Annotated in this window: 16 protein-coding genes; all 16 read right to left on the reverse strand. The window is 71.9% G+C overall.

Features of this window, described 5'->3' with window-relative positions; translation table 11 throughout:
* Nucleotides 1-15: 15 nt before the first annotated feature.
* Nucleotides 16-558, reverse strand: a complete 543-nt coding sequence (gene rimM, locus HUO13_RS30330) for a ribosome maturation factor RimM (RefSeq protein ID WP_211898365.1) — start codon at nt 556-558, stop codon at nt 16-18.
* A gap of 7 nt (nt 559-565) precedes the next feature.
* Nucleotides 566-805, reverse strand: coding sequence for an RNA-binding protein (locus tag HUO13_RS30335; RefSeq protein ID WP_009943617.1), 240 nt, complete (start codon nt 803-805; stop codon nt 566-568).
* Nucleotides 802-1,248 carry a 30S ribosomal protein S16 gene (rpsP, locus tag HUO13_RS30340; protein ID WP_011874927.1) on the reverse strand — a complete coding sequence of 149 codons (447 nt, stop codon included), beginning with the start codon at nt 1,246-1,248 and terminating at the stop codon, nt 802-804. The genes HUO13_RS30335 and rpsP overlap by 4 nt, the downstream gene beginning before the upstream one ends.
* Before the next feature lie 177 nt (nt 1,249-1,425).
* The gene (locus HUO13_RS30345; protein ID WP_211898366.1) at nt 1,426-2,193 is read right to left on the reverse strand and encodes a CPBP family intramembrane glutamic endopeptidase; all 768 of its coding nucleotides are present in this window, start codon (nt 2,191-2,193) and stop codon (nt 1,426-1,428) included.
* A 149-nt stretch (nt 2,194-2,342) separates the two neighbouring features.
* Nucleotides 2,343-3,290, reverse strand: a complete 948-nt coding sequence (locus tag HUO13_RS30350; protein WP_211898367.1) for a CPBP family intramembrane glutamic endopeptidase — start codon at nt 3,288-3,290, stop codon at nt 2,343-2,345.
* 168 nt (nt 3,291-3,458) lie between these two features.
* Nucleotides 3,459-4,532 carry a metal-dependent hydrolase family protein gene (locus HUO13_RS30355; protein WP_211898368.1) on the reverse strand — a complete coding sequence of 358 codons (1,074 nt, stop codon included), beginning with the start codon at nt 4,530-4,532 and terminating at the stop codon, nt 3,459-3,461.
* The gene (gene ffh / locus HUO13_RS30360) at nt 4,529-6,076 is read right to left on the reverse strand and encodes a signal recognition particle protein (RefSeq protein WP_211898369.1); all 1,548 of its coding nucleotides are present in this window, start codon (nt 6,074-6,076) and stop codon (nt 4,529-4,531) included. The genes HUO13_RS30355 and ffh overlap by 4 nt, the downstream gene beginning before the upstream one ends.
* A gap of 181 nt (nt 6,077-6,257) precedes the next feature.
* Nucleotides 6,258-7,994, reverse strand: coding sequence for a DEAD/DEAH box helicase (locus tag HUO13_RS30365; RefSeq protein ID WP_211898370.1), 1,737 nt, complete (start codon nt 7,992-7,994; stop codon nt 6,258-6,260).
* A 294-nt stretch (nt 7,995-8,288) separates the two neighbouring features.
* On the reverse strand, nt 8,289-8,870 hold the full coding sequence (locus HUO13_RS30370; RefSeq protein WP_211898371.1) for an AAA family ATPase: 582 nt from the start codon (nt 8,868-8,870) through the stop codon (nt 8,289-8,291).
* Nucleotides 8,871-9,195: 325 nt separating this feature from the next.
* Nucleotides 9,196-10,146 carry a glycoside hydrolase family 6 protein gene (locus tag HUO13_RS30375; protein ID WP_249124184.1) on the reverse strand — a complete coding sequence of 317 codons (951 nt, stop codon included), beginning with the start codon at nt 10,144-10,146 and terminating at the stop codon, nt 9,196-9,198.
* A 355-nt stretch (nt 10,147-10,501) separates the two neighbouring features.
* Complete coding sequence (locus tag HUO13_RS30380; protein WP_211898372.1) at nt 10,502-10,840, reverse strand: P-II family nitrogen regulator; 339 nt, start codon at nt 10,838-10,840, stop codon at nt 10,502-10,504.
* Complete coding sequence (locus HUO13_RS30385) at nt 10,837-12,174, reverse strand: ammonium transporter (protein ID WP_211898373.1); 1,338 nt, start codon at nt 12,172-12,174, stop codon at nt 10,837-10,839. Before HUO13_RS30385 ends, HUO13_RS30380 begins: the two co-directional genes overlap by 4 nt.
* Nucleotides 12,175-12,296: 122 nt before the next feature.
* Nucleotides 12,297-13,514, reverse strand: coding sequence for a CynX/NimT family MFS transporter (locus HUO13_RS30390; RefSeq protein ID WP_211898374.1), 1,218 nt, complete (start codon nt 13,512-13,514; stop codon nt 12,297-12,299).
* Nucleotides 13,511-14,233 (reverse strand): FadR/GntR family transcriptional regulator, encoded by a 723-nt coding sequence (locus HUO13_RS30395; RefSeq protein WP_211898375.1) that lies wholly within the window; start codon nt 14,231-14,233, stop codon nt 13,511-13,513. Before HUO13_RS30395 ends, HUO13_RS30390 begins: the two co-directional genes overlap by 4 nt.
* A 135-nt stretch (nt 14,234-14,368) precedes the next feature.
* Entirely contained in the window at nt 14,369-15,124 is a 756-nt protein-coding gene (locus HUO13_RS30400) for a D-Ala-D-Ala carboxypeptidase family metallohydrolase (RefSeq protein ID WP_249124185.1), read from the reverse strand.
* A 152-nt stretch (nt 15,125-15,276) separates the two neighbouring features.
* Nucleotides 15,277-16,782, reverse strand: a complete 1,506-nt coding sequence (ftsY, locus tag HUO13_RS30405) for a signal recognition particle-docking protein FtsY (protein WP_211898376.1) — start codon at nt 16,780-16,782, stop codon at nt 15,277-15,279.
* Nucleotides 16,783-16,957: the final 175 nt, after the last annotated feature.

Here is a 16,957-nt window from a genome sequence, read left to right on the forward strand (position 1 = left end):
CGGCGCGCCCGCGGGTCACTCCTCGGCGTCGAACAGGCCTTCCGGCGGATCGACGACGAGGCGGCCGGCTTCGAGGTCGATCTCGGGAACCATCTCCGAGACGAACGGCACGAGCACCTCCCGGTCGTCGGGAGTGCGCACGGCCAGCAGCTCGCCTGCGGGCGTGTGCACGACCTCGGCCACGACCCCGGCCTCCTCGCCCGCGGGGAACACCACGCGCAGGCCTTCGAGCTGGTGGTCGTGGAACTCGTCCGGGTCGTCGGTGGACTCGAGCTCGTCGGCGGTGACGAGGAGCAGCGCGCCGCGCAGCTCCTCAGCGGCCTCGCGGCCCTCGACGCCCTCCGCGCGCACGAGCAGCCGCCCGGCGTGGGGCCGGGCGGCTGCCACGGTGAAGTCCTCCGAGCCGCGCGCGCCGCGTCGGCGCATGCTCAGCACCGCTCCCGGGGCGAACCTCAGCTCCGGGGAGTCGGTGCGCACCTCGACGACCAGCTCCCCCCGCACGCCGTGCGGCCGGACGATCCTGCCGACGGCGAGCGTGAGGGGCTGTTTGTCGTCCATGTCGTGCTCAGCGGTCGGTGTCGACCACGTCGACGCGGATGCCGCGCCCGCCGATGCCCGAGATGACGGTGCGCAACGCGGTCGCGGTACGCCCGCCGCGCCCGATGACCTTGCCCAGGTCGTCGGGGTTGACGTGCACCTCCAGGGTGCGGCCGCGGCGGGTCGTGAGCAGCTGCACGCGGACGTCGTCGGGATTGTCGACGATGCCGCGCACCAGGTGTTCGAGCGCGTCCGCGAGGACCGTCACGCCTGGCCTTCCTCGGACTTCTGCTCTTCGGCCTTGTCCTCGGCCTCGGCCTTCTTGCCGCCCTTCTTCTTCGGAGTGGTCGCCTCGGCGACCGGCTCCTCGCCCGCGGCGGCCAGCGCCGCCTCGAACAGCTCCTGCTTGGAGGGCTTGGGCGCGGCGGTCTTCAGGGTGCCCTCGGCGCCCGGCAGGCCCTTGAACTTCTGCCAGTCGCCGGTGATCTCGAGGATGTTCTGCACCGGCTCGGTCGGCTGCGCGCCGACACCCAGCCAGTACTGCGCCCGCTCGGAGTCGACCTCGATGCGGCTCGGCTCCTCCATCGGGTGGTACTGGCCGATCGTCTCGATCGCCCGGCCGTTGCGGCGGGTGCGGGCGTCGGCGACGACAATGCGGTAGTGCGGCTCGCGGATCTTACCGATCCGCGCCAGCTTGATCTTCACAGCCACGGGTGGTGGTGCTCCTCAGACTCTCGTTCGTGCTCGGGTGAACATGCCACACCGCGTGGGGCAACGGAATGGAACGCTCTTTCGTCAACGGCCGCAGGCGGTGAGAGGGACCGCCCGCAGCGGGCAGTCATCTATTCTGCCAGATGCGTGCGGCGCCGCTGCCGCGGGAGTCCGGGTCTACTCCGGCATCACGCCGAGCGAGATCAGCAGCAGGCCCACCGCGGGCAGGAAGTTGTTCACCTGGTGGGCGACGATGCTGGCCGTCAGCCGCCCCGTCACCATCCGGGCCACCCCGATGGGGATCGCGATCACCAGCAGCAGCAGAGTGCGCTCGGGCTCCAGGTGGCCGATGGCGAACACCGCCGTGCTGAGCACGAACGCGGTCACCCTGCTCCAGCGCAACCGCTCCATGGCCCCCCACAGCAGGCCGCGGTAGAGCAGCTCCTCGCAGATCGGCGCGATGAGCCAGACGTGCAGGAAGATCACCACCGCCAGCGCGGGCGGCAGCCGCACCCCGTCGAGCAGGCCGCTGACGGTGGACTGGGCGTCCGGGCCGACCCAGCTCAGCCAGATCGTGGAGGCGATGGTCGTGGAGACCAGCCCGACCGCGCCGATGCCCAGCCCGGTGGTGATGTCCTTCCAGCGCCACTCCAGGCCGAAGTCGGCGCGCGGGCCGTTGCCCCGCACCATCGTGACCACCACGGCCACCGCACCCGCGAGCAGCGTGGGCACCATGAGCATCAGCACCAGTGCGACGCCGAAGCGGGAGCCCTCGTCCTGCAGGCTGCCGAAATAGGCGGCCAGCGTCACCGAGACCAGCACGAAGACGGCCTGGGCCAGGAAGAACGCGCCGAAGCCCCAGCGGTGCACCGGACGTGCGGCCTCGGGGGCCGGTGCGGCGAGCGTGCCGCCGCCCGTCGGCTCTGGTGCGTGCGATGCGTCCACTTGCCCCTCCGTGGTGCCTGGTGACCGCCGGGCGCCGCGCGGCGGGGACGGTCGGTCCTTGCGGGGTCGCCGAACTCGTCACTCGCCGCAACGACACCGACGGAGCCGCCACGTTACCCGCGCCCCGCGGGGGCGGGGCCTGCCGAGCCTCATCCCGCGGCCACGAACAGCAGCAGCGCGGGCAGGAAGTTGTTGGTCGCGTGCGCGATCACGCTCGCCCCGGTGCGGCCGGTGATCATGCGCGCGGCGCCGATCGCCAATCCGCCCACGAACAGCACGGGCGTCCGCCACACCTCCTGGTGGATGAAGGCGAAGATCAGCGTGGTGAGGAGCAGGATCGCGTACCGGGGCACCCGGTAGTGCTCCAGGGCGCCCCACAGGGCGCCGCGCATCAGCAGCTCCTCGGTCAGCGGCGCGCCCAGGAAGGCGAAGAGCGCGAACAGGAACAGCCAGACGCTCTTCTCGCCCTGCATCAGGCGGCTTATGCCCGTCTCGGGCGGCTGGCCGTTGACCGCGATCATGATCAGGCCGAGCACGAACGACAGCAGCAGCGCGGCACCGCCGCAGGCCAGCCCCACCTTGACGTCGCGCAGCCTGGGCACGATGCCGAAGTCCGCGCGCACGCCGTTGCCCCGGACCCAGGAGAAGATCGCGGGCACGAGCCCGAGCAGGATGTTGGGCACGAAGGCCAGCAGCAGCAACGGCCCGAGGGCGGGCGGGTCGGCCGGGTCGAACCCGCTCTCCCGCGACGGCATGACGGCCGAGACGACCTGCCCGACCAGGTAGAAGGCGCCGTAGCCGACGAAGAACGCGGCGAACCCCCAGGCGAGGCTGCCGCGCCGGGCGGCTTCGAGCTGCGCCTCCCAGTACCGCGGGTGCAGGGCGGGATCGCTGGAGTCGTCGGCGCCGCGCATCGGACGGCTGTAGGTGGTCCAGGACGGACCATCGGCGTCGGGTCCGGCCGGGGTGTGCGAAGAGCCGGCGGGGGGCTGCTGCGGCGGGGTGCCCTGCCCCTCCGGTCGCGGGTCGCCGGGCAGCCTGGCGACGGGGAAGCCCGGCTGCTCCCCTCCCGGCTCATCGCGGCGCGGATGCTCCAAGGCAGGTCTCCCCCTCTCCCCTGGAAGCAACACTATGCGCCGGGGCCAGGCCGGGCGAACGCGCGTCCATCACCGTGATCATGTCCGAGTTTCACCCGTTCCGGGCGAATCCGGGCCGATCATTGTCCAGACTCACACGCGAGGTGGGGCCGAGGAGCCCGGGAGAGGTCAGCCGACCACCCGTCCGCGCAAGACGATGCGCTTCGGGTGACGCAACGCGGTCAGGTCCTTGCGGGGGTCGTCGTCGTAGCACACCAGATCGGCCACCGCGCCGTGGCGCAGCCCGGAGTAGCCGAGCCACTCCCGCGCCGCCCAGGACGCCGCGCCGATGGCCTGTTCGGGCGACATGCCGACGCGGTTCAGCGCGATGATCTCGTCGACCAGCACGCCGTGCTCGATGCCGCCGCCCGCGTCGGTGCCCGCGTAGACCGGCACGCCGGCCTCGATCGCCTTGGCCACCGTGCGGTCGCCGCGCCGGTAGAGCTCGGTCATGTGGGCGGCGTAGTCGGGGTACCTGGTGGCCGCGGCGGCGAACGACGGGAAGTTCTCGATGTTGACCAGCGTCGGCACCAGCGTGGTGCCGCGCTCGGCCATCATCGCGATGGTCTCGTCGGTGAGGCCGGTGCCGTGCTCGATGCAGTCGATGCCCGCCGCCAGCAGTCCCGGCAGGGCGTCCTCGCCGAAGACGTGCGCGGTGACCCGAGCGCCGTGCTGGTGGGCGACCGAGATCGCCTCGGCGAGCACGTCGGCGCTCCACAGCGGCGCGAGGTCGCCGACCGACCGGTCGATCCAGTCGCCGACGAGCTTCACCCAGCCGTCGCCCCGGGCGGCCTGCTCGGCGACCGCGGCGGGCAACTGCTCCTCGTGGTCGAGCTGGTCGGCCAGGTACGGGATGTAGCGCTTGGGCCGGGCGATGTGGCGGCCCGCGCGGATGATCCGCGGCAGGTCCTCGCGCTCCTGGAGCGGCCGGGTGTCGATCGGCGCGCCGCAGTCGCGGATGAGCAGGGTCCCGGCGTCGCGGTCGGCCTCGGCCTGCACGGCGGCCTCGGCGAGCTCGACCGGCCCCTGCGGGCCGATGCCGACGTGGCAGTGCGCGTCCACCAGTCCGGGCAGCACGTAGCCGCCGTCGAACACCGTGGTCGCGTCCGGGACCGGATCGAGGCTGACGAGCCCGTCACTGATCCAGACGTCGCGGTGCTCACCGTCGGGCAGCACGACCGCCCGCAGGTGCAGCGCCGTCACTTCTTCTTGCCGAAGTTGAGCTTCGAGGGGTCGAACCCGGGCGGCAGGTCGTTCATGCCGCCGCCGAGCTGGGACAGGTCGGGGCCGCCGCTGCCCGCGCCCGGCATGCCCCCGGGCGGCAGGCCCGGGAAGCCGGCGGGCATCCCGCGCATCCCCTTGGGCGGGGTCGGGCCGCGGCCCTTGCCCTTCTTGCCCTTCTTCCCCTTCTTGCCCTTGCGGTTGCCGCCACCGCCGAAGCCGCCGAACTGCCCGGCCATCTGCTGCATCATCTTGCGGGCTTCGAAGAACCGGTTGACCAGGTCGTTGATGTCGCTGACCGTCACGCCCGAGCCGCGCGCGATGCGCTGCCGCCGCGAGGCGTTGATGATCTTGGGGTCCTCGCGTTCGGCGGGCGTCATGCCCCGGATGATCGCCTGCACCCGGTCCAGGTGCTTCTCGTCGAAGTTGGCGAGCTGGTCCTTCATCTGGCCCGCGCCCGGCAGCATGCCCAGCAGGTTCTGCAGCGGACCCATCCGCCGCACCGCCTGCATCTGCTCCAGGAAGTCCTCGAGGGTGAGCTGGCCCGCGCCGAGCTTCTGCGCGGCGGCCTCGGCCTGCTCTGCGTCGAACGCCTGCTCGGCCTGCTCGATGAGGGTGAGCATGTCGCCCATGCCCAGGATCCGGCTGGCCATCCGGTCCGGGTGGAAGACGTCGAAGTCCTCCAGCTTCTCGCCGTTGGAGGCGAACATGATCGGCTGGCCGGTGACCTGGCGGACCGACAGCGCGGCACCACCGCGGGCGTCGCCGTCGAGCTTGGTCAGCACCACGCCGGAGAAGCCGACACCGTCGCGGAACGCCTCGGCGGTGGACACCGCGTCCTGACCGATCATCGCGTCGACGACGAACAGGGTCTCGTCGGGCTTGACCGCGTCCCGGATGTCGGCGGCCTGCTGCATCATCTCCTGGTCGACGCCCAGCCGGCCGGCGGTGTCGACGATGACGATGTCGTGCTGGGCGCGGCGCGCCTCCTCGATGCTGCGCCGCGAGACGTCGACCGGGTCGCCGACGCCGTTGCCCGGCTCGGGAGCGAACACCGCGACCCCGGCGCGCTCCCCGACGACCTGCAGCTGGTTGACCGCGTTCGGGCGCTGGAGGTCGGCGGCGACCAGCATCGGGGTGTGGCCCTGGCTCTGCAGCCAGCGGGCCAGCTTCCCGGCGAGGGTGGTCTTGCCGGAGCCCTGGAGACCGGCGAGCATGATCACGCTCGGCGGGGTCTTGGCGTACTCCAGCCTGCGGGTCTCGCCGCCGAGGATGCCGACCAGCTCCTCGTTGACGATCTTGATGACCTGCTGGGCCGGGTTGAGGGCCTGCGAGACCTCCGCGCTCTTCGCGCGCTCCTTGACACCCGCGATGAAGCTGCGGACCACCGGCAGCGCCACGTCGGCTTCGAGCAGGGCGATGCGGATCTCGCGCGCGGTGGCGTCGATGTCGGCATCGGACAGCCGCCCCTTGCCGCGCAGATTCTTCAGGACCGATGTGAGCCGGTCGGAGAGAGTGTCGAACACGGGTTCACGGGCTCCAGAGTCGTGGATGTTCCTATGCGAGGGTAACCGCCCCGCAAGACCCCCCGGGCGGTGCTCGGGCGTTCGACGCGCGAGGCGGCGTCACGCACCCGGGCCGGGCGGGGCTCGGGCGGCTGGAAGCAGCACGGCGCCGGCGGCCCTCGGCAGGACCGCCGGCGAATGCTCAGCTGCGGGAGAAGTCCCCGCGCCGCTTGCCCGCGACGGCCCGGGACGAGCCCGGCGAGCGCTGACCCTTGCGGTGCGGGCGCGGCTTGTCGCGGCCCGGCCCGTGCGGGCGGCGGGCGACGAACTCGCCGTCGGCCACGCTGATCCGCAGTCCGCGGCCGGCGACCTGGGTCTTGCGCAGCTTGCGCAGCATGTCGTCCGGCAGGTCGGCGGGCAGCTCGATCAGGGTGTGCCCGTCGCGGATGTCGATGTGGCCGATGTGCTTGCTGGGCAGGCCGCCCTCGTTGGCCAGGGCGCCGACCAGCGCGCTGGGGGTGACGCGGTTGCGGCGCCCGACCTCGACCCGATAGGTCTCGGTCTCGCTGGTCGCCGGCTGGAACTTCGAGGCCCCGCCGTCGCGCCCGCGGCGGGCGGGCTCGGGCTCGGGTTCGCGCTCCATCAGCAGCGGCTGGTCGCCCTGCACCATGCTGGCCAGCGCCGCGGCGATCTCGGCGGCGGGCACGTCGTGGGTGCGCTCGTACTCCTCGACCAGGCCCTTGAACAGCTCCAGGTCGCCCTTGGCCAGGGTCTCGGTGATGCCCTGGGCGAACTTGGCCAGCCGCTGGTCGTTGACCGCCTCGATGCTGGGCAGCTCCATCTGGCCGATGGACTGGCGGGTGGCCTTCTCGATGGAGCGCAGCATGTGCCGCTCGCGCGGGGAGACGAACAGGATCGCCTCGCCGCTGCGGCCCGCCCGGCCGGTGCGGCCGATGCGGTGCACGTAGGACTCGCTGTCGTGCGGGATGTCGTAGTTGAGCACGTGCGAGATGCGCTCGACGTCGAGCCCGCGGGCGGCCACGTCGGTGGCCACCAGGATGTCGACGCGGCCCTCGCGCAGGTGGCCGATGGTGCGCTCACGCGCGGCCTGCGGGATGTCGCCGTTGATCGCCGCCGCGCTGAACCCGCGAGCCTGCAGCTTCTCGGCGAGCTCCTCGGTGAGCTGCTTGGTGCGCACGAACACGATCATCGCGTCGAAGGTCTCGACCTCGAGGATCCTGGTCAGCGCGTCGAGCTTGGCCGGGCCGCGCACCGGGATGTGGCGCTGGTTGATGTTGGTGGCGGTGGAGGTCTTGGTCTTGACCGAGATCTCCACCGGCTCGTTCAGGTAGGACTGGCTGATCTTGCGGATCGCCGGCGGCATGGTCGCCGAGAACAGCGCGACCTGCCGCTGCTCGGGCACCGACTGCAGGATGGTCTCGACGTCCTCGATGAAGCCCATCCGCAGCATCTCGTCGGCCTCGTCGAGCACCAGGTTCTTCAGCCCGGTGAGGTCGAGCGAGCCCTTGTTGAGGTGGTCGATGACGCGGCCGGGGGTGCCGACCACGACGTGCGCGCCGCGCTTGAGCCCGGCCAGCTGCGGGCCGTAGCTCTGGCCGCCGTAGATCGGCAGCACGTGGAAGCCGGGCAGGTGCGCGGCGTAGCGCTGGAACGCCTCGGCGACCTGGATCGCCAGCTCGCGGGTCGGGGCGAGCACGAGCGCCTGCGGTGTCTTGGCGTCGAGGTCGAGCTTGCTGAGGATCGGAAGCGCGAAGGCGGCGGTCTTGCCGGTGCCGGTCTGCGCGAGGCCCATCACGTCATGGCCTTCGAGCAGCGGCGGGATGGTCTGCGCCTGGATCGGGGAGGGGGTTTCGTAGCCGATCTCGGACAGCACCTGCAGGACGCGGGGGTCGAGGTCGAGCTCATCGAAGCTGGGCATGCTGGACGCGGGTCTCCTAGGTGGGGATCGTCAGGGGGCTGATCTGTGCGATGGCGGCCCTGCTCGAACGCCCACTCACGTCGTCGGCAACAGCCAGGTCCTGCAGCGGCTACGTTGCACCGCTGCTCGCGCATTCAAGCCGCGCACACCTGACACGCACACACACTGTTGCCAGTCACTCGCAGCTCGATGATCTCAGCCTGGTGCTACGGGGCTCTTCCCCGTGCACCGGCTGTCCAGGGTAGCGACCCGGCGTGACCGGGTCCGAGCCCGGTGGCCGCAACGGGACGAACATCACCCGCGGACCAGCACCCGCACACCTCCGGTGAGCTCGTCGCGGGTGAACACCATGGCCTCGTCCCAGCCACTGGGCGGACCCTCGGCCAGGAGCCTGCTGTGGAAGCGCTCGGCCCGGTGGACGTGCAGCTGGAAGGAGCGGCGCCGGATCAGCCTGCCGCGCGCGTACTGGCCGGACAGCGCGGTGGCCGGGTCGACGTGCAGCCAGACCAGGACGCAGCGCCGCCCGGTGAGCCGGCCGAACAGCAGCAGCATCGCGCGGGTGGTGGTGCGGGTGGAGGGCTCGTGGGCGATGACCGGCTTCGGGTCGGTCAGGCACCACCATGCGATCCGGGTGCGGTGTGCGAGGTGCACCAGCGGCCGGTACCAGCGGTAGGGCAGCCAGCCGGGCAGGACTCGGCGCAGCTTCGCGCGGACCTGCTCGGAGTCCAGCGTCGAGAACCTCGGATCGCCGCCCAGCCGGGCCAGCAGCGTGCTCTTGCCCGCGCCGGGCAGACCGGCGAGGACCACGAGCGAGCGGCGATCGATGCGCAGCGTCGGCGGTGGCCTGGAGGCTGAGGGCTCGTCCGTTTTGTCCACGACACCATCAGGTTACGCGTTCGGTGATCTTCGCTCGGAGCTCGAGTGCTCCACACCACGTGCCGGTGCCGGAAATGCCGGAGGTGGCCCGCCCCCTCGACGAGCCACCTCGGCGCCCCTCCCCCTAGACGCGTCCCCCCGGGGCTTCGCCGGCTGCTCCCCGCCCGACCCCCAGTGCGGGCGGGGCCCCCTCCGGCTCTTTCCCCCTCGTCGCGTCTGGCCAGAAGTCTGCCTTCGACGGCGGTCCCCCAGGCACCGTGAACCTCCCTGAGTGCGTCTGCGTAGTGCTACCCAGATGCCCCTAGGGGTTGTCCGCGCCGCGACCTCAGCCGTTGATCAGGCTCATGGCCAGATCCGGGCTGAAGGTGCCCGCGGGAACGCCCTGGCCGATGCCGCAGTCGCCGTCGGAGTCGCCCGGGACCTTGGCCCACACCAGCAGGTCCGCTCCCCCACCGACCTGGCTGGGCACGCCGAGCCCGCGCCCCGCCGGGTTGCACCACTCCCCGCCGGGCGCGGCGCCGTTGCCGTTGCGGCTGGTGTCGACCAGGAACAGCGCCGAACCGCCCAGCGCCTGCCGGATGGCGTCGCCCTTGGCCACCGACTCCTCGGTCGTGTAGTAGTTCGACACGTTGAGCGCGAAACCCCTGATCCGCTCGACACCGATCGCCCGGAGCCGCTCGGCCATCACCGGCGGCTCGACCCACGTCGCGTTGCCCCCGTCCATGTAGGCCCAGGTGTTGGGCGCCTTCTCGGCGAACTGGGCGGCGGCGTAGGAGAGCAGGTCCAGGCGTACCGGCCGCTCGTCCTCCGGCATGCAGTCGAGCTGCGCGAGCGCGTCGGGCTCGATGACGACCACCGCGGGCCGGTCGCCGATCGCGGCCGCGAAGTCCGAGATCCACGCGCGGTAGGCCTCAGGGCTGCCCGCGCCGCCGCCGGAGTGGCCGCCGCAGTCGCGCCCGGGGATGTTGTAGGCGACCAGCAGCGGCAGCTCGTCCGCGGCGTCGGCGGCGCCGACGTAGCCGCCCACATCGGCGGCGACGTCGGGGTTCCAGTCGCCGAACCAGCGGGCGCCCGGCTTCTCGGCGATCTCGGTGCGGATGGCGTCGGCGCGGGGATCTCCCGCGTTGGCGCGCACCCATTTCGCGGGGTTGGACGCCGGATCGGCGTAGAAGCCGTCGGTCATCTCCAGCGGGTTGCCTGCCGGGGCGGCGGCACCGGTGGTGCTCAGACCGAACAGCAGGACGAGGACGGCGAGCAGGCGAGCAATGGTCCGCATGGCGCTCCCTTGACGCGGGTCGACGAAGATCAACCGATCTTCACACCCGGCCGAACGCCCGGAATCGTCCAACAGGAGCCAAAAGCGGGTGCGGACCAGACGGTCCGCACCCGCTCGCGGCTCAGAGCTTCTTCGGTCTTTCGAAGCGTCGCGGAGCCTGTCCCTGTCTTCGAAGCGGCGCAGCCGCTTTGCCCGCCCCCGCAACCGGCACCGCCGCGGGTTCTCAGGCGTTCTCTGGCGAGGACAGCCTTTTCGCGGCGTATGGGTGATACGTGAGAAAAGGATCCCGGAGCCAGAGGGCGCCTGAGGTTCCGCCACCGGCACCGCTAAGCAAGGCGAGTCCGACGACAGCCGCTCAGAGAGCCTCGACGCCGGTATCGCCGGTGCGCACGCGCACCACCGACTCCACCGCCGTCACCCAGACCTTGCCGTCGCCGACCTTGCCGGTCCGGGTGGCGGTCACGATGCCGTCGACCACCTTGTCCACCGTGGAGTCCTCCACGAGGACCTCCACCCGCAGCTTCTCGATGAAGTCCACCGAGTACTCCGCACCCCGGTAGACCTCCTTGTGGCCCTTCTGCCTGCCGTAGCCCTGGGCCTCGCTGACGGTCATGCCCAGCACGCCGAGCCGCCCGAGGGCCTCCTTCAGGTCGTCCAGCTTCGAAGGCTGGACGATCGCGGTCACCAGCTTCATGCGTTGCTGCCCTCCAGCCTGCGCTCCACCTCGTCGGTCCGGACCGGCGAGCGGTACGACGGACGCCCGTCACCGAAGTGGTAGGCGGTCTCGGCGTGTTCGGTCTCGTCGATGCCCTCGACCTCGTCCTGCTCGCTCAGCCGGAACCCGACCACCAGCTTGACCACCAGCGCGATGACCAGGCTGAGCACGAACGAGTAAACCAGCACCGCGGCCGCTCCGACCGCCTGGCGCCAAAGCTGGTCGAGACCGCCGCCGTAGAACAGCCCGGCAACGCCCGCCGGAGCGGCGGCGGAGGCGAACAGGCCGACCAGCAGGGTGCCCATCAGGCCGCCGACCAGGTGCACGCCGACGACGTCGAGCGAGTCGTCGTAGCCGAAGCGGTACTTCAGGCTGACCGCCAGCGCGCAGACCGCGCCGGTGATCGCGCCGATCGCGATGGCGCCCAGCGGCGTCACCGACGAGCAGGCCGGGGTGATCGCCACCAGACCGGCGACGATGCCCGACGCGGCACCCAGCGTGGTGGCGTGCCCGTCGCGGATCCGCTCGATCAGCAGCCAGCCGAGCATCGCCGCGCTGGTCGCGACCAGCGTGTTGACCAGGACCACCGCGGCGGTGGCGTTGGCCGCCAGCGCGGAGCCGGAGTTGAAGCCGAACCAGCCGAACCACAGCAGCCCGGCGCCCAGCACCACGAACGGCAGGTTGTGCGGCTTGCCGGGCTCCTTCGGCCAGCCCTTGCGCTTGCCGAGCACCAGTACCAGGGCGAGCGCCGCGGCACCGGCGTTGATGTGCACGGCGGTGCCGCCGGCGAAGTCGATGGCGGCGAGCCGGTTGGCGATCCAGCCGCCGACCGCGGTCACGTTGCCCGCCTCGTCCTTGGTGTCGAACGCGAAAACCCAGTGCGCGACCGGGAAGTACACCAGCGTCGCCCACAGCCCGGCGAACAGCAGCCACGGGCCGAAGCGGGCGCGGTCGGCGATGGCACCGGAGATCAGCGCGACCGTCAGGATCGCGAACATCGCCTGGAAACCGGCGAACGCCAGCGTCGGGATCGTGCCGGACACCGCGTCCTCACCGAGGACCTGGCTGAGCCCGAAGAACTCCGCCGGGTTGCCCAGCAGCCCGAGCGAGCCGATGTCGGTGCCGAAGGCGGCCGAGTAGCCGAACAGCACCCAGAGCACGCCCACGACGCCGATGCTGCCGAGGCTCATCATCAGCATGTTGAGCACGCCGCGCGAGCGGACCATGCCCCCGTAGAAGAACGCCAGTCCCGGTGTCATGAGCAGGACCAGCGCCGCGCTCACGAGCACCCATGCGGTGTCGCCTGAATTCACAATGCCTCCCCGTGCGGACCGAGTTGGCGGCGAGCATGGGGAACGCCTGTTTCGGGCGAACCGTCCCGTTGTTTCCGGAGCGTGAAAAGACGGCCTCCGGCTGTTACGGGTGCGTTGTCATGTCAACGGGGTGTTACGCGGCGGATCACCGAATCCACCTGGAGCGGACGTCCGGCCAGCATTCCGGCACCGAACTGAGCAGCGCAGACGGCGAGCACGAACAGCAGCGGCGCGATCCAGTTCCCGGACCACTCGTGCAGCAGCCCGACGGCCAGCGGACCGGTCGCCGCGATGAGATATCCGGCACCCTGCGCCATGCCCGACAGCGCCGCGGTGGTGTCGCTGTCCGGCGAGCGGAAGCCGAACAGCGTCAGCGCGAGGCCGAAGGCCGCGCCCTGCGAGAGCCCCAGCACGACAGTGGAGGCCCAGACCCCGCCCGGCGCGGGTGCCAGCACGATTCCGGTGAAGCCGACGGCGGTCACCACCGCGACCCCGGCCGCGATCAGGCGCTGGTCGCGCAGCCGGTGGCACAGCACCGGAACCGCCATCGACCCGACGGCCTGGATGCCGGCCTGCACGCCCAGCAACAGCCCCGCGGTCTCCGGACTCAGGCCGCGGCTCTGCGCGACCGTGGGCAGCCAGCCGAAGACGACGTAGGCCATCAGCGACTGCAGGCCCATGAAGGCGGTGACCTGCCAGGCAAGCGGGCTGCGCCGCAGCGCGGCCGGGTGGATCGCCGCAGCGCGCGCACCGGAGGTGTGGCGCAGCGCGAACAGGCTGACCACCAGCGTCAGCACCGCGGGCACGGCCAGCGAACCCAGCGGCAGGCGCCATTGCGAACCAAGCGCCTGCCCGAGCGGCACCACGATGCTGGCCGCCATCGCACCGCCCAGCGTCAGGCACACCGTGTAGGCGGCGGTGACGACCGGGACGTTGTGCGGGAAGTCGCGCTTGATCAGCCCGGGCAGCGCGACGTTGGCGACCGCGATCCCGGCGCCCGCGATCACCGTGCCCGCCAGCAGCGCCACCGCCGAGCCGACCGCGCGCAGCGCGTTGCCGAAGACCAGCACGACGAGGCAGCCCACCACGACGCGCTCGTCGGAGAAGCGCTGCCGCAGCTTCGGAGCGACGAACGCGAACACTCCCAGGCACACCACCGGCAGCGTGGTCAGCACGCCGCCGAAGGCGGCGGAGACCTGCAGGTCTCGCTGGATGGCCTCCAGCAGCGGCGCCACCGCCGTCACCGGGGGCCGCAGCGCCAGCGCCACCAGCACGATCAGGGCCAGCGTCGCCACGGTCTGCGCGCCCCTCGGCGCGCGCGTCGCGGACTCAGTGCTCACCGGTCTCCTTCCGGGACGTGTTTGCTCTGTTGGTTGGTGGCCCGGCTTCCGTCGAGCACACCGCCGAGCGACGTCAGGCTCGGCTGGATGACCGCCTGCGCGGCCTCGGCGGCGGCAACCGGGTCGCCCGCCTCGATGGCGTCGAGCAGCGCGTGGTGCGGGTGCGGGCCCGCCTCGGCCAGGTCGGCGTGCAAGCGCAGGGTCTGCAGCCCTTCCTGGAGGCGCCCGAGCAGGTACCGGTACATCTCCAGGAGCAGCGGGTTTTGCGCGACCTCCACGACGGCGCAGTGGAAGTCGGCATCGGCCGCACCGAACTCGTCCGGCGTCTCCGCGCGGTCGCGGTGCTCCAGCAGCTCGCGCAGCCGCCGGACGTCGGCGTCGTCGCGGCGCATCGCGGCCAGCCGCGCGGCCTGCACGTCGTAGGCGAGCTGCACCTCGAAGACGTCGCGGACCTCGGCCAGCCGCAGCTGCCGCAGCATCGGCGTCGGGTCGGCGGCGCTCACGACGAACGTGCCGGCACCCTGCCTGCTCTCCAGCACCCCGAGGTGCGCGAGCGCGCGGACCGCCTCGCGCACGACGGCGCGGCTGACGCCCAGCTCGGCGCCGAGCTCCTGCTCGGTCGGAATGCGCTCACCAGGCTTCCACTCGCCACTGGTCAGCTGCTCGTTGAACTGCGAGATCACCTCGTCCACCGACGAGCGCCTGCCCACGGACCGCATCTGCCTCACCTCCCGGCTACCGGCCGGATCATAGGTCAGACATCAGTCGTCAGACAAATCTTGGTCGAGGTGGTTGCGGTCGGGTCCAGGGCGCCAGTGCCCTGGACCCGCACGATCACATCGCCCGGCGGGCGATCACACGGCCCAGTACCAGGAGTTCGCGCCGTAGCTGTACTCGACGCGGCTGTCGACGTGGGTGAAGCTGCTGTAGCGGATGATGCCGGACAGACCGGAGGTCTGGGCGTAGCCGATGGTCTGGCTGACCGTCCTGCCGCTGACCACGATGTCGGCGGCGATGCCGTAGGTGTGCTGGCTGTTGGGCGCGCCGCCGACGCTCTGGTTGTGCGCCTTGCTGCGGAAGCCGGAGTTGACGGTGATCGGGGCGTCGCCCGCCTTCTTGCGGATGGCCTCCAGCTTGTACATCAGCCGCCGCACGTTCTCCTTGACGGTGGCCGCGCCGACGTTTCCGCCGTTGAAGCCGGCACCGTCCTTGGAGTGGAACTCGGCGAACTCGAAGTGCGCGGTCGAGCCGTCGGAGTCCTCCAGCGCGTTCAGCTTCTGCTGCGTGGCGCTGTCGACCACCCCGCTGCCCGCGAGGCCGTAGGCCCTCTGGAAGCGCACGACCGCCGCCTTCGTCCCCGGCCCGAACTGGCCGTCGACCGCCACGTGGGTCTTCTGCGCGCTGTCGGCCGCCCAACCGGCGACCCTGATCTGCAGCTCCTTGACGTCTGCACCGCTGTGGCCCTCGCGCAGCTCGCGACTCCAGTCGTAGGCGGCGGCCTCCGGAGCGGTGGCCGTCGACAGCCCGGAGAACACGAGCACGGCCATCGCCAGCGCGGCGAGCAGTCTCACCGGCGTTGTGGACATGAACATCCCCTTCCTGATCGGCATCAGGGCACGGAGATCATGTCCGAAATTCACCGGAATGGGGAGATTTGTCGCGTGATGCTCACCGGATGTTCGCACCGGACGGAGGGCGCCCAGCGAAAAGACCCGGCCCCCGCGCTCGGTCGGAGCGCGGGGGCCGGTGTGCGGAGGTCGCGTCAGCCCAGCAGTGCGTCCACGAAGGCCCCGGGCTCGAACGGGGCCAGATCGTCCGGGCCCTCGCCCAGACCGACGAGCTTGACCGGGACGCCGAGCTCGCGCTGGACCTGGAAGACGATGCCGCCCTTGGCGGTGCCGTCGAGCTTGGTCAGCACGATGCCGGTGACGTCGACGACGTCGGAGAACACCCGGGCCTGGGTCAGGCCGTTCTGGCCGGTGGTCGCGTCGAGGACCAGCAGCACCTCGTCGACCTGCGCGCGCTTCTCCACCACGCGCTTGACCTTGCCCAGCTCGTCCATCAGGCCGGTCTTGGTGTGCAGGCGGCCCGCGGTGTCGATCAGGACGGTGTCGACCGCGGTGTCCGAGCCCCGGCTCACCGCCTCGAAGGCGACGCTGGCCGGGTCGGCGCCCTCGTTGCCGCGCACGACCTCGGCACCGACGCGCTCGCCCCACGTCGCGAGCTGCTCCACGGCGGCCGCGCGGAAGGTGTCGGCCGCACCGAGCAGCACGGTGCGCCCGTCGGCGACCAGCACGCGGGCGAGCTTGCCGGTGGTGGTGGTCTTGCCGGTGCCGTTCACCCCGACGACCAGGACCACCGCGGGCTTGCCGCCGTCGGCAGGTTCGCCGTGCGGCAGCGCCTGCACCGAACGCTGCATGTCCGGGCCGAGCGCGTCGACGAGCACCTCGCGCAGCAGCGCGCGGACCTGTTCCGACGTGCGCAGACCGCGCGAGGCGAGCTCCGAGCGCAGCCGGTCGGTGATCTCGGTCGTCGTGGCCGCGCCCAGGTCGGCCATCAGGAGGGTGTCCTCGATCTCCTCCCAGGAGTCCTCGTCGAGGTCACCGGCGCCGAGCAGGCCGAGCAGGCCCTGGCCCAGCGTCGAGCGGGAGCGCGACAGCCTGCCGCGCAGGCGCTCCAGCCGTCCGGTGGTCGGCTCGATCTCCTCGGCCAGCTCCTCGGCCGTGGGCCCGGCGGGCTTCGGCGCGACGGGCTCGACTGGAGCGACCGGCTCGGCGGGCGCCTCGGGCTCAGCCAGAGCCTCGGGCTCCGCTCGCTCCTCGGGCTTGGCCGGCTCGGGCGGGGCCGCCGGCGGCTCGGCCGGGGCGACCGGCTCCGCGGGTGCGGTTCCGGCCTGCTCCGGGACCTCCACCGCCGTCGCGGAGTCCGCGGCCGGCGGGCCGTCGGGCAACGGCACGTCGACGATGCCGCGCCGCTCGGTGTCCCGGGGCACCGCGGCGTCGTCGCCCACGCCGGGCTGGCCCTCGACCTCGGTGCGCTCCTCCACGGGGTGCGCGGGCGGCGCGGCCGTGCCGCCGCCACCGCCGCTGGACAGGCTGATACCGCTACCCGTGCGGTACCCGCCGCCCTTCGCCGGGGCCTCGGCGGCCTCGTCCTTCTGGCTCAGGCTGATGCGACGCCTGCGGCTCAGGACGACACCGGCGACCACGGCGATCGCGAGCACCACCAGTACGGCGACGACGATCAGAATCACGTTCGAGGTGGACACCCGACCATCCTCGCACCTGCTCAAGGCGATCTGGCGGAGAGGCCGCACGGGAGCAGGGCGCGGGACGAACGGGTCCCTCGGCGGCGAGTCGGCGGTCGCGCGGTAGCGGCGCCGCGGAGCCGGGGCGGGCCGGAACACCAGTACGTCGCGACTCGGCGGTGAGGAATTCACGGAA

The organism is Saccharopolyspora erythraea (assembly GCF_018141105.1).
Lineage (GTDB): Bacteria > Actinomycetota > Actinomycetes > Mycobacteriales > Pseudonocardiaceae > Saccharopolyspora_D > Saccharopolyspora_D erythraea_A.